The following is a 12,764-nucleotide window of genomic DNA, read 5'->3' as shown; positions in this document are numbered from 1 at the left end:
GGATACCATGCCTGATCTGAAAGTCGTTTCTGAATACCAGCCGGCCGGCGACCAGCCCCAGGCCATCGATAAGCTGGCGCAGGGCCTGGAAAACGGCCTGCGCGCGCAAGTGCTCAAGGGCGTCACCGGCAGCGGCAAGACGTACACCATGGCCAAGGTCATCGAGCGTGTCAACCGGCCCACGCTGGTGCTGGCCCATAACAAGACGCTGGCCGCCCAGCTGTGCGAGGAGTTCCGGGAATTCTTCCCCAACAACGCGGTGGAGTATTTCGTTTCCTACTACGACTATTACCAGCCGGAGGCCTACGTGCCTCAGACGGACACCTATATTGAAAAGGACGCCTCCACCAACGAGGAGATTGACCGCCTGCGGCTGTCCGCCACCTGCGCGCTGCTGGAGCGGCGGGACGTGATCGTGGTGGCGTCGGTCAGCTGTATCTACGGCCTGGGCGAGCCGGATGACTTCGCCCGCATGATGATCTCCCTGCGGACCGGCATGACACTGGAGCGCGACGAGCTGCTGCGGCGGCTGGTGGAGGACCGCTACGAGCGCAACGATGTGGCCTTCCAGCGCAATGTGTTCCGGGTACGGGGCGACACGGTGGAGCTGTACCCCGCCTACTATAAGGACCGGGCCATCCGTGTGGAGTTCTTCGGTGACGAGATCGAGCGTATCACGGAGTTCCATCCGGTCACCGGCGCGGCCCTGAAGCAGCTGACGCACGTGGCGGTATATCCCGCCAGCCACTACGTCACGCCCAAGGACAAGCTGGAGCGCGCCGCCAAAGAGATAGAGCACGAGCTGGCGGAGCGCAAAAAGTGGTTCGAGGACAACGGCAAGCTCATCGAGGCCCAGCGCATCGACCAGCGTACCCGCTACGACGTGGAGATGATGCGTACCCTGGGCTACTGCTCCGGCATTGAAAACTATTCCCGGGTCATCTCTCAGCGTCCTGTGGGCAGCGCGCCCATGACGCTGCTGGACTTCTTCCCGGAGGATTTCGTGCTGTTCGTGGACGAGAGCCATGTGACCCTGCCCCAGGTGCGGGCTATGTACAACGGCGACCATGCCCGCAAGCAGAGCCTGGTGGACTACGGCTTCCGCTTGCCCTGCGCCTTTGATAACCGCCCCCTGAAGTTCGAGGAGTTCGAGGAGCGCTTTTCTCAGGCGGTGTTCGTCTCCGCCACCCCCGGGGACTTTGAAAAGCAGCAGGCGGACCAGATCGTGGAGCAGGTCATCCGACCGACCGGCCTGCTGGACCCCAGAGTGGAGGTCCGCCCGGTGCTGGGCCAGATCGACGACCTGGTGGCGGAGATACACGCCCGGGCGGAGAGGAACGAGCGCGTGCTGGTGACCACCCTCACCAAGAAAATGGCCGAGGACCTGACCGCCCACTTCCGTGGGCTGGGTATCAAGGTGCGGTATATGCACGCCGACGTGTCGGCCCTGGAGCGCATGGAGATCATCCGCGACCTGCGTCTGGGCGAGTTCGACGTGCTGGTGGGTATCAACCTGCTGCGTGAGGGCTTGGACCTGCCGGAGGTGTCGTTGGTGGCCATTCTGGACGCCGACAAGGAGGGCTTCCTTCGCAGCGAGACCAGCCTGATCCAGACCATCGGCCGCGCCGCCCGCAACGCCGAGGGTCTGGTCATCCTGTACGCCGATACCGTTACCCCCTCCATGCGGGCCGCTATGGACGAGACGGAGCGCCGACGGAAGCTGCAGGACGACTTCAACAAGGCCCACGGCATTATCCCGCAGACCATCCGCAAGAGTGTCCGCGAGATGGTGGAGATCAGCCACAGCGCCGAGGAGGCCTCCAAGCTGTCGAAGAAGAAGCTTTCCGACCGTGAGCGAGCTGAGACCATCGCACGTCTGGAGAAGGAAATGAAAGAGGCCAGCCGTATGCTGGAATTCGAATATGCCGCCCTGCTGCGTGACCAGATCATTGAGCTGCGGGGGGAGAAATAAACCGAACCGAGAAACGACCTATGAAAAAGTACCTTTCCTATATCTACGTGATCCTCAGCGCCGTGTGCTGGGGCTTTATCGGTTTTTCCAACCGTATGCTCACGGAGGTGGGCGTATCGCTGGGCAACCGGGTGTTCATCCGGAACTTCGGCACGCTGGTGATCCTGACCATCGTGTTCGCCCTGTTCCACCGTCAGGTGTTCCGCATCAAGCTGAAGCATCTGCCCATTTTCCTGTGCTCCGGACTGCTCAGCATCCTGACGCTGAGCCTGGTCTACTTCCAGTGCCAGACCATGTGTTCCCTGTCGGTGGCGGCGGTGCTGCTGTATCTGGCCCCGTCCTTTGTGGTCATTTTCAGCGCCGTGCTGTGGAAGACACCGCTGACGAAGCGCAAGCTCATCGCCCTGGTGGTGTCCCTGCTGGGATGCGTGATGGTCAGCGGCATCATCGGCGGCGATATGACCGCCTCCTGGGCGGGTATCGGCCTGGGCGTGCTGTCCGGCCTGTGCTACGCCAGCTATACGGTGTTTGCCCACTACGGTCTGGCCCATTACGAGAGCTATACCATGATCTACTGGACATTTCTGGTGGCGGGGCTTGGCTCGGTATTTTTCGCGGACTTCGAGACGCTGCCGCTGGCCTTTTCCGGCACGCAGGGCATCGTGGGCGTGTGCGGTGTGGTGATCGTGGCCACGGTGCTGCCCTACATCTTCTATACGAAGGGGCTTGAGGGCGTGGAAAGCGGCCGCGCCTCGATCATTACCAACATCGAGCCGGTGGTGGAGACCCTTGTAGGTGTGTTTGTGTTCAAGGAGGCGCTGACCGTGTGGACGGTGCTGGGTATGGCCTGCGTGTTCGGCTGCGTGATCCTGCTGGCCAATGGAGATAAAAAATGCGAAGAAAAACCTGTCAAGTCCTGAACGGCTTTCACCTGAAGCTCATCGCCGCCTGCACCATGTTCATTGACCACATGGGGCACACGCTGTTCCCAACGGTTTTGTGGCTGCGCTGCATCGGGCGGCTCGCCTTTCCCATCTTCTGCTTTCTCATCGCCGAGGGCTGCGTCTATACCCGCGATCGGAGGAAATACGCCCTGCGGCTGCTGGCGTTTGCCCTGCTGTCCGAAGTCCCCTTCGACCTGATGGTGGGCGGCACGGTATGGTATCCCTATTCCCAGAACGTGCTGTGGACGCTGTTGGCCGGTGCGCTGATCTGCTGGTGCGTCGATTGGGCGCTGCGAAAGAAAACGCCGGCGGCCTTTTTGCTCACCGGCGCGGCCGTGGCCGCCGCATTCTGCCTGCTGGAGCTGGCTGGGACGGACTATCGGGGCTGGGGTATGCTGCTGGTGGTGCTGTTCTACGGTGTCCGCCGCGTGTCCTGCGGCACCGTCGTGAAGCGAACGGCGCAGGCGGTGGGACTGGCGGTGTTCAGCATCGGCATTATGGGCGGCGTGTCCATCGAGCTGTGGTCGCTGGCGGCACTGCTGCCCCTCTGGCTCTACAATGGTCGTCGAGGCTATTCCAACCCGGTGGTGCAGTACGGCTTTTACGCCTTTTACCCCGTGCATATCCTGATACTGTCCCTGATCGCCCTGTATGTGTAAACAGATAAGGAGGCTGGCCCTATGGCAAAGAACAAAGAAGAAAAAACCAACGTCATGCGGACGCTGGATCAGAAGAAAATACCCTACACCGCCCACAGCTACGACCCGGATGGCCCCATCGATGGCGTGTCCGTGGCGCAGATACTGGGCCAGCCGCCGGAGCAGGTGTTCAAAACGCTGGTGACAAAGGGGGCCAGCGGGGCATACTATGTGTTCGACATCCCTGTGGCCGAGAACCTGGACCTGAAAAAGGCCGCCAAGGCGGTGGGGGAGAAGTCCGTGGCGATGCTGCCACAGAAAGAGCTGCTGCCCCTGACCGGCTATGTCCACGGTGGGTGCAGCCCGGTGGGCATGAAAAAGCAGTTTCCCACCGTGTTCCACGAGACGGCACCGCTGTATGGCGCCATCTGCGTCAGCGCGGGCAAGATCGGCCACCAGGTGGAGTGCGATCCCAACGCCCTCATCGCCCTCCTGCGGGCGAAAACGGCTGACGTGATCGTATAAAAATTGTTTCGCTGTTGACATTAAAAATTGATTTCACTACACTTATCTGCAACCATATGTTGCAGAAATGAGGCATACCATGCAGACTGAAATTTTCATTAAGGGTGCGCGGGAGAACAATCTGAAGAACATCGATGTCACCATCCCCCGGGATAAGCTGGTGGTGCTGACGGGCCTTTCCGGCTCCGGCAAAAGCTCCCTGGCCTTTGACACCATCTATGCCGAGGGCCAGCGGCGGTATGTGGAGAGCCTGTCCTCCTACGCCCGTATGTTCCTGGGGCAGATGGACAAGCCCGACGTGGATTACATCGAGGGCCTGTCCCCGGCCATCTCCATCGACCAGAAGACCACCAGCAAGAACCCGCGCTCCACGGTGGGCACGGTGACGGAGATCTACGACTATCTGCGTCTGCTGTGGGCCCGGGTGGGCACGCCCCACTGCCCCCACTGCGGCAAGGAGATACGCCGCCAGACGGTGGATCAGATCATCGACCAGATACTGGCCCTGCCCGAGGGCACCCGTATCCAGGTGATGGCCCCGGTGGTGCGCGGCCGCAAGGGCGAGCATGCCAAGGTGCTGGAGGATGCCCGCCGGTCCGGCTTCGTCCGGGCCCGGGTGGACGGCAATATGTACGAACTCTCCGAGGACATCTCTCTGGAGAAGAACCTCAAGCACCGCATCGACATCGTGGTGGACCGACTGATCGTCCGCCCGGACATCACAGGCCGGCTGACCGACTCAGTGGAGACGGCCTCCAACCTGGCGAATGGCCTCGTCACCGTCAACCTGCTGCGGGAGGAGAGAGATATCACCTTCTCCCAGAACTACGCCTGTGACGACTGCGGTATCTCCATCGAGGAGCTGACGCCCCGTCTGTTCTCCTTCAACAGTCCCTTTGGCGCCTGCCCCACCTGCACCGGCCTGGGCCTGCAATTAAAGGCTGATCCGGCCCTCATCATCCCCGACGGCAGCAAATCCATCCTGGAGGGCGCCATTACTGCCACCGGCTGGGCCTCCATCCGGTCCGACGGCATCAGTCGTATGTACTTCGAGGCCCTCAGTAAGAAATACCGCTTCTCTCTGACCCAGCCCTACGACAGCCTAAGCGACGAGGTGAAGAACGTTATCCTCTACGGCACCGGCGGCGAAAAGCTGGAGCTCCACTATGACCAGCCCCGTGGCAAGGGTGTGCTGTACCAGGCCTTCGAGGGGATCTGCAACAACCTGGAGCGCCGGTATCAGGAGACCCAGTCCGATGCCAGCAAGAAGGAGATCGAGGGCCTGATGACCCCCTGTCCCTGCCCGGCCTGCCAGGGTAAGCGCCTGCGGCCGGAGGCGCTGGCCGTCACCGTGGGCGGCAAGTCCATCTACGACGCCACTACCCTGCCGGTGGACGATGCCCTGGCCTTTTTCGACCATCTGGACCTGACCGGCAATCAGCAGATCATCGCCGCCCAGATCCTGAAGGAGATCCACGCCCGCCTGGGCTTTTTGCAGTCCGTGGGCCTGAGCTATCTGACCCTCTCTCGTGCCTCCGGCACCCTGTCCGGCGGTGAGAGCCAGCGTATCCGCCTGGCCACCCAGATCGGCAGCAGCCTCATGGGCGTGCTGTATATCCTGGACGAGCCCTCCATCGGCCTGCACCAGCGGGATAACGACAAGCTGCTGGCCACGCTGCAGCGCCTCCGCGATCTGGGCAATACCCTCATCGTGGTGGAGCATGACGAGGACACCATGCGCGCCGCCGATTACCTTATTGACATCGGTCCCGGCGCCGGTGCCCTGGGCGGGCAGGTGGTGGCCTGCGGCACTCCGGAGGAAGTCATGGCGAACCCCAACAGCCTGACGGGCCAGTATCTCAGCGGCAAACGCACCATCCCCCTGCCGGCACAGCGCCGCAGGGGCAATGGCAGGCTGCTGACCGTCCGCGGCGCCCGGGAGAACAACCTGAAGCATATCGACGTGTCCATCCCTCTGGGGACGTTCACCTGTGTCACCGGCGTCAGCGGCAGCGGAAAATCCTCTCTGATCAACGAGGTGCTGTTCAAGGCGCTGGGTGCCCAGCTGAACCGCATGAAGGTGCGCCCCGGCAAGCACGACGCCATCGAGGGCATGGAGCAGCTGGACAAGGTCATTGCCATCGACCAGAGCCCCATCGGCCGGACGCCCCGATCCAATCCGGCCACCTATACCAACCTGTTCAACCTGATCCGCGATCTGTTCGCCTCCACCCCGGACGCCAAGGCCCGGGGCTACGGCCCGGGCCGGTTCTCCTTCAACACCAAGGGCGGCCGCTGCGAGGCCTGCGGCGGCGACGGTATGCTGAAGATCGAGATGCACTTCCTGTCGGACGTGTACGTTCCCTGCGAGATCTGCCGTGGCAAGCGCTATAACCGCGAGACGCTGGAGGTCCGCTACAAGGGCAAAAACATCGCCGACGTGCTGGATATGACCGTGGACGAGGCGTGGGAGTTCTTCTCCGCCGTGCCCGCCATCTGTGACAAGCTGACCACCCTGCGGGATGTGGGGCTGGGCTATGTGAAGCTGGGCCAGCCCAGCACCACCCTCTCCGGCGGCGAGGCCCAGCGCGTCAAGCTGGCCACGGAGCTGAGCCGCCGCGCCACAGGGCGGACGGTGTATATTCTGGACGAGCCCACCACCGGCCTCCACGCCGATGACGTGCGGAAGCTGTTGGAGGTGCTCCAGCGGCTCACCGACGGCGGCAATACGGTGCTGGTCATTGAGCACAACCTGGACGTGATCAAGTGTGCCGACTATATCATCGACCTGGGCCCGGAGGGCGGCGTGGGCGGCGGTACGGTGGTGGCCTGCGGCACGCCGGAGGAGATCGCCGCCTGCCCGGCGTCCTACACCGGCCAGTATCTGAAAAAATACCTGAAGTGACCGGCCTTTCCCCTGCCGCATAGGATAGGGCAGGGGGGGTGGCTGCATGGAGCTTTTACAGGACGGCGTGGTCGCCGCGCTGGCGGCCATCGGCGTCACGGCGCTGATATGGCTGGCGGCGTCGCTGCTGCTGTGGCGTGAGCGCCCGGTGGACGCGGTGTATCTGGTCCGGGTCTCCGGAGACGGGACGGGACTGGATGTGACGCTGCGCCGTCTGGCCCAGAGCCGCCGTCTGCCGGTGCTGCTGGTGGACTGCGGACTGACCGACGAGGGCCGCCGCGCCGCGGCGCTGCTGTCCGATATGAACACGAAATTGCTGACGCCCCAGGAGCTGGCGGCGTACTATACAGAGGAAGATACCGCCGAACAGGGGAGGTGAGCCGATGGGCGAGCGCGTGACCGTGGAGGGCACCGTAGAAAACGTCATCTTTCATAACGAGGAGAACGGCTATACCGTGCTGCTGCTGACCGTGGAGGGCGAGGAGGAGCCTGTCACCGTGGTGGGCTGTATCCCCTGTGCCGCCGCCGGCGAAGGCATGACCGTCACCGGCGTGTGGAGCGTCCATCCCGTCCACGGCAGCCAGCTCACCGCCGAGAGCGTGGAGCGCCGGATGCCGGAGCGTGAGGAGGACATGATCGCCTACCTGTCCTCCGGCATCCTCAAGGGTATTGGTCCCGCCACCGCTCAGCGGCTGGTGGAGCGCTTCGGCGCGGACACCCTGCTGGTCATCGAGCGGGAGCCGGAGTGCCTGCGGTGCATCAAGGGCATCACCGCCCAGAGAGCGAAGGAGCTGTCCGACGCTTTCCGTGCGCTGACGGGCCTGCGCCAGCTGATGGAGTTCCTGGCCCGGTATGACCTGCCGGTGTATCTGGCCATGCCCCTTCAGCGCACCTACGGCGACGGAGCCATCCAGGCCCTGCGGGACGATCCGTATATCCTGTCCCGGGCCCAGTACGGGGTGGATTTTTCCATAGCGGACGAGATCGCCATCAGCCTGGGCTTTGGCGGGGACGATCCCTGCCGCCTGCGGGCGGCGCTGACCTATGAGCTGGAGCACAACGCCGCCAACGGCCATGTGTTCCTGCCCCGCGAGAAGCTGCTCTTCGCCACGTCGCAGATGCTGGCCGTGACGCCGGACGAGCTGGAGCTGGCGCTGGACAAGCTTATCGAGGGCTTCGGCGTGGTGGAAAAGACCATCGCCGGGGTGCAGGGCTGCTATCTGCCCCGGCTGTACCAGGCGGAGACCTTCGTGGCGGAGCGCCTGCTGTCGCTGGTGCGGACGCCGGTGGAGGTGCTGCCCCGGGCGGAGAAGGTCATCGATGACATTGAAAAGGAACAGGGCGTGGCCTATGCGCCTCTGCAGCGGCAGGCGGTGTGTCTGGCGGCCCAGGGCGGTATACTGCTGCTGACCGGCGGCCCCGGTACCGGCAAGACCACGTCTCTGCGGGGCATCGTGTCTCTGTACGAGCATATGGGCCTGGATGTGGCGCTGCTGGCGCCCACCGGCCGCGCCGCCAAGCGCCTGGGCGAGGTGACGGGCCGGGAGGCCCAGACTATCCACCGTGCCCTGGGCATGAGCTACAATGAGCTCACCGGCCAGACGGCCTTTAAGAAGAACGCACAGGATCCGCTGGAGGTCCACGCTGTCATCGTGGACGAGATGAGCATGGTGGATATCGAGCTGATGCGCTCCCTGCTGGAGGCCATGCGGCCGGGAAGCCGCCTGGTGCTGGTAGGCGACCCGGACCAGCTGCCCTCCGTAGGCCCCGGCAGCGTGCTGGGGGATATGCTCCGCAGCGGTGTGGTGCCGGCGGTGTCCCTGACCCAGGTGTTCCGTCAGGCGGAGCAGTCGGCCATCATCCGCGCCGCCCACGCCGTGGACCGCGGCGAGCTGCCGCCGCTGGAGAACAGCGGCAGCGGCGACCTCTTCTTCCTGCGCCGCCGCGCGCCGGATCGTCTGGTGCAGACGGTGGTGGAGCTGTGCCGCGACCGCCTGCCCAAAAACATGGGTATTCCCGCCGAGCAGATACAGGTGCTCTCCCCCACCCGAAAGGGCCCCTGCGGTACGGCGGCGCTGAACCGGGCCCTGCAGGCGGCGCTGAACCCGCCGGAGCGCGGTAAGCGCCAAAAGCAGTGGGGCGACATGACGTTCCGGGTGGGTGACCGGGTCATGCAGACCCGGAACAACTACGATGTGCTGTGGGAGAAGGAGGATGGCTCCGGCGGCAGCGGTATTTTCAACGGCGACGTGGGCGTTATTCAGGACATCGACCCCGGCGGCGAGCTCATCACCCTGCGGTTTGACGACCGCACGGCGGTGTACACCGCTGACCTGCTGAGCCAGCTGGATATGGCCTACGCCGTCACCGTACATAAATCCCAGGGCAGCGAGTATCCGGCGGTGATATTGGCCGCGGCGTCCGCCGCGCCGTCGCTGCTGGTGCGCGGCGTGCTGTACACCGCTATCACCCGTGCCCGCAGGCTGCTTATCCTCGCCGGGGACGACGCCGTTCTGGCCCAGATGGCCGCCAACAACAAGCAGCAGCGCCGGTACAGCGGCCTGCGCCGCCGACTGAAGGAGGGATACCATGAGCAATAACGGTAGTATCAACGACGCATTGGACAAGGCCCAGCGGGGCTTGCTGGACTTCTTTTTCCCCCGCAAGTGCCCCTTCTGCGGGCGCGTGGCGGGCCGGGAGCTGCTGTGCGAGGCGTGCAAGGCGTCGCTGCCCCGGTGCGATAAGGTACGCACCGGCACCTTCGGCGAATGTGCCGCGCCGCTGTATTACGAGGGCCGCGTCCGCGACGCCCTTCTGGCCTTCAAATTCAAGCGGCGCATCGAGGACCTGAACGCCTACGGTGTGCTGATGGCCGAAAAGGCGGCGGAGGTCTACGCCGACCGCTTCGATGCCGTCACCTGGGTGCCGGTGAGCAAACAGCGCCTGAAAAAGCGTGGCTTCGACCAGTCGCGTATGCTGTGCGCCAGCCTGTGCGTGGACTGGCACACGGAGCCGCAGGAGACACTGCGTAAGGTGCGGGACAACCCGGCCCAGTCCGGTATCGGTGACCCGGCGGAGCGCCGGGCCAATGTGCTGGGCGCTTACGAGCCGGTGGACCCGGACGCCATCGCCGGAAAGCGCTTCCTGCTCATCGACGACATCATCACCACCGGCGCCACGCTCACCGAGTGCGTCCGGGTGCTGAAGGCCGCCGGGGCGGCGGACGTGGTCTGCCTGACGCTGGCCATGGCCCGTGATAATTGAGGTATGGACTTCGGCGTTTCCGTATAGAATACAGAAAATACCGCGATTTTCATTTCGCAGTTGCAATATTCTTTCTCAATCGGTATAATAGATAAATCAGAGGGTAACGGGCGCACCCGCCCGAAACGAAAGACAAGATAGAGGTGCAGTAGTATGTGTTCCATTGCAAAAGATATCGGCATCGACCTGGGCACCGCCTCCGTACTGGTGTACGTAAAGGGCAAGGGCGTCGTGTTGAACGAGCCGTCCGTGGTGGCCATTGACAAGAATACCGGCAAGCTGCTGAAGGTGGGCGCCGAGGCCCAGGCCATGCTGGGCCGTACCCCCGGCAATATCGTGGCCATCCGCCCCCTGCGAGAGGGCGTGATCTCCGACTACGACATGACCGAGCGTATGCTCCGCGAGTTCCTGCACAAGGTGGTGGGCGGCTTCCAGCTGTTCAAGCCCCGCGTCATCATCTGCGTGCCCTCCGGCATCACCGAGGTCGAGGAGCGTGCCGTGGTGGACGCCGGCATCCAGGCGGGCGCCCGCCGCGTGTATCTGATCGAGGAGCCTGTGGCCGCGGCCATCGGCGCCGGAATCGACATCTCCAAGCCCGACGGCCACATGGTGGTGGATATCGGCGGCGGCACCAGCGACATCGCCGTCATCTCCCTCTCCGGCGTGGTGGAGAGCGCCTCCATCAAGGTGGCCGGCGACCAGTTCAACGAGGCCATCGTCAAGTATATGCGCCGCAAGCACAACGTGCTGGTGGGCGAGCGCACCGCCGAGCTGATGAAAATGCAGATCGGCTGTGTCTTCCCCAAGGAGCAGGAGACGTCCATCGAGATCAAGGGCCGCTGCCTGGTGACAGGTCTGCCCAAGGTCATCAACGTCAGCTCCACCGAGATGCTGGAGGCATTCGAGGAGCCGGTAGAGCGCATCCTCGAGGCGGTCCACGGCGTGCTGGAGCGCACCCCGCCCGAGCTGGTGGCCGACATCTCCAACAACGGCATCGTTATGACCGGCGGCGGCAGCCTGGTGGACGGCTTTGACAAGCTGATCGAGGCCCGCACCGGCATCCACACCGTGGTGGCCGAGGGCGCCATCTCCTGCGTGGCCGAGGGCACCGGCCGCAGCCTGGACTCCCTGAATTCCATGACCGACGGCACCGTGAACCTGAGCCGCCGCAAGCAGATGAGCTAAGCACAATACAGAAGGCCGCCAAAGGGCGGCCTTTTTCTCAAGTTGCTCTTGCAACTTCCACGAAAAAGCGCTACTATTACGATACACGAGAACGAGATAAGGAGGAACCACCATGAAGTTTTCCAGCAAGGTCTTGAAATGCGGCCTGTCCCCCATGCGGAAGTTCCACCCCTACGCGGTGGCGGCCGAGGCCAAGGGCAGGAAGATCTATCATCTGAACATCGGCCAGCCGGATATCGAGACGCCCAAGGCGTACTTCGATGCGGTGAAGCACTTTGACCTGCCGGTGTTGGCCTATGCCCCGTCCCCCGGCATCCCGGAGCTGATCGAGGCCATCCGCAAGTACTACGCCGATCTGGGTATGCACTTCGATGCCGGTGATATCCTCATCACCAACGGCGGCAGCGAGGCGCTGCAGATCACCATGAACTGCATCCTGGATGACGGCGATGAGATCCTCATCCCCGAGCCCTTCTATCCCAACTACAACACCATGGCCTACACCTGCGGCGCGAAGATCCACCCCATCCCCACCTCTCCCCACGACGGCTACCACTACGCCGACCGCGCCAAGGTCGAGGCGGAGATCAACGAGCACACCCGCGCCATCATGGTCACCAACCCCGGCAACCCCACCGGCGCCGTCCTGACGCCGGAGGAGATGCGTATGCTGGTGGACGTGGCCAAGGCCCACGACCTGTTCATCATCGGCGACGAGGCCTACCGCGAGTTCGTCTACGCCGGCGAGCCTCTGCAATCCATGGGTCAGTTCGAGGACGCGGCCGAGAACGTCATCGTCATCGACACCGTCTCCAAGCGGTTCTCCGCCTGCGGCGCCCGCATCGGCTGTATGATCTCCCGCAACAAGGAGCTGATGGCCCAGGCCATGAAGTACGCCCAGTGCCGTCTGTCCGTGCCCACGCTGGACCAGGTGGCCGCCGCTGCGCTGTACACCGTCGGCCCCGACTACTTTGCCGCCGTCCGTGAGGAGTACAAGCGCCGCCGCGATACGGTGGTCAATAAGCTGCACGAGATACCCGGCATGGTCTGCGAGTGCCCCCGCGGCGCCTTCTACATCATGGCCGCCCTGCCTGTGGACGATGCCGATGCCTTCCAGAAGTGGCTGCTGGAGGAGTTCGAGGACAACGGCGACACCGTGATGTTCGCCCCCGGCGAACCCTTCTACGGCACCCCCGGCAAGGGCAAGAACGAGATCCGCATCGCCTATGTGCTGAAGCAGGCGGACCTGGAGCGCGCCATGGACCTGCTGGCCAAGGGCATCGCCGCCTACAACGCCCGGTAAACTGATATACGCAAAAAAAGAAAGCCCT

General features: G+C 63.6%; 10 protein-coding genes. All 10 read left to right on the top strand.

Features of this window, described 5'->3' with window-relative positions; all coding sequences use genetic code 11:
* Positions 1-7: 7 nt before the first annotated feature.
* The 10 genes from uvrB to ACOMDU_RS09430 all read left to right on the top strand — a co-directional run bounded on the left by uvrB (position 8) and on the right by ACOMDU_RS09430 (position 12,736).
* On the top strand, positions 8-1,972 hold the full coding sequence (gene uvrB, locus ACOMDU_RS09475) for an excinuclease ABC subunit UvrB (RefSeq protein ID WP_421130085.1): 1,965 nt from the start codon (positions 8-10) through the stop codon (positions 1,970-1,972).
* A 20-nt stretch (positions 1,973-1,992) separates the two neighbouring features.
* A complete protein-coding gene (locus ACOMDU_RS09470; protein ID WP_421130084.1) occupies positions 1,993-2,892 on the top strand; it encodes a DMT family transporter in 900 nt (299 codons plus the stop codon).
* On the top strand, positions 2,865-3,575 hold the full coding sequence (locus ACOMDU_RS09465) for a TraX family protein (protein WP_421130083.1): 711 nt from the start codon (positions 2,865-2,867) through the stop codon (positions 3,573-3,575). The genes ACOMDU_RS09470 and ACOMDU_RS09465 overlap by 28 nt, the downstream gene beginning before the upstream one ends.
* Before the next feature lie 21 nt (positions 3,576-3,596).
* The gene (gene ybaK / locus ACOMDU_RS09460; protein ID WP_421130082.1) at positions 3,597-4,079 is read left to right on the top strand and encodes a Cys-tRNA(Pro) deacylase; all 483 of its coding nucleotides are present in this window, start codon (positions 3,597-3,599) and stop codon (positions 4,077-4,079) included.
* Between the two features lie 79 nt (positions 4,080-4,158).
* Positions 4,159-6,984 carry an excinuclease ABC subunit UvrA gene (gene uvrA, locus ACOMDU_RS09455; RefSeq protein WP_421130081.1) on the top strand — a complete coding sequence of 942 codons (2,826 nt, stop codon included), beginning with the start codon at positions 4,159-4,161 and terminating at the stop codon, positions 6,982-6,984.
* A gap of 46 nt (positions 6,985-7,030) precedes the next feature.
* Complete coding sequence (locus ACOMDU_RS09450) at positions 7,031-7,363, top strand: hypothetical protein (RefSeq protein ID WP_421130080.1); 333 nt, start codon at positions 7,031-7,033, stop codon at positions 7,361-7,363.
* Between the two features lie 4 nt (positions 7,364-7,367).
* Positions 7,368-9,584 carry an SF1B family DNA helicase RecD2 gene (recD2, locus tag ACOMDU_RS09445; protein ID WP_421130079.1) on the top strand — a complete coding sequence of 739 codons (2,217 nt, stop codon included), beginning with the start codon at positions 7,368-7,370 and terminating at the stop codon, positions 9,582-9,584.
* Positions 9,574-10,248, top strand: coding sequence for a ComF family protein (locus tag ACOMDU_RS09440; protein ID WP_022135309.1), 675 nt, complete (start codon positions 9,574-9,576; stop codon positions 10,246-10,248). The genes recD2 and ACOMDU_RS09440 overlap by 11 nt, the downstream gene beginning before the upstream one ends.
* A gap of 153 nt (positions 10,249-10,401) precedes the next feature.
* Positions 10,402-11,433 (top strand): rod shape-determining protein, encoded by a 1,032-nt coding sequence (gene mreB / locus ACOMDU_RS09435; protein WP_421130078.1) that lies wholly within the window; start codon positions 10,402-10,404, stop codon positions 11,431-11,433.
* Between the two features lie 112 nt (positions 11,434-11,545).
* A complete protein-coding gene (locus tag ACOMDU_RS09430; protein ID WP_421130077.1) occupies positions 11,546-12,736 on the top strand; it encodes a pyridoxal phosphate-dependent aminotransferase in 1,191 nt (396 codons plus the stop codon).
* Positions 12,737-12,764: the final 28 nt, after the last annotated feature.

Source organism: Vescimonas sanitatis (assembly GCF_049060325.1).
Lineage (GTDB): Bacteria > Bacillota > Clostridia > Oscillospirales > Oscillospiraceae > Vescimonas > Vescimonas sanitatis.
Note: the sequence above shows the minus strand (reverse complement) of the source record. Positions and strands in the feature narration are given on the sequence as shown.

Excerpts from the sequence above, each read along its gene's own strand:
- ACOMDU_RS09465 (WP_421130083.1), top strand. The coding sequence starts at position 2,865 with ATGCGAAGAAAAACCTGTCAAGTCCTGAACGGCTTTCACCTGAAGCTC.
- recD2 (WP_421130079.1), top strand. The coding sequence starts at position 7,368 with ATGGGCGAGCGCGTGACCGTGGAGGGCACCGTAGAAAACGTCATCTTT.
- uvrA (WP_421130081.1), top strand. The coding sequence starts at position 4,159 with ATGCAGACTGAAATTTTCATTAAGGGTGCGCGGGAGAACAATCTGAAG.
- uvrB (WP_421130085.1), top strand. The coding sequence starts at position 8 with ATGCCTGATCTGAAAGTCGTTTCTGAATACCAGCCGGCCGGCGACCAG.
- ACOMDU_RS09430 (WP_421130077.1), top strand. The coding sequence starts at position 11,546 with ATGAAGTTTTCCAGCAAGGTCTTGAAATGCGGCCTGTCCCCCATGCGG.
- ybaK (WP_421130082.1), top strand. The coding sequence starts at position 3,597 with ATGGCAAAGAACAAAGAAGAAAAAACCAACGTCATGCGGACGCTGGAT.
- ACOMDU_RS09470 (WP_421130084.1), top strand. The coding sequence starts at position 1,993 with ATGAAAAAGTACCTTTCCTATATCTACGTGATCCTCAGCGCCGTGTGC.
- ACOMDU_RS09450 (WP_421130080.1), top strand. The coding sequence starts at position 7,031 with ATGGAGCTTTTACAGGACGGCGTGGTCGCCGCGCTGGCGGCCATCGGC.
- mreB (WP_421130078.1), top strand. The coding sequence starts at position 10,402 with ATGTGTTCCATTGCAAAAGATATCGGCATCGACCTGGGCACCGCCTCC.
- ACOMDU_RS09440 (WP_022135309.1), top strand. The coding sequence starts at position 9,574 with ATGAGCAATAACGGTAGTATCAACGACGCATTGGACAAGGCCCAGCGG.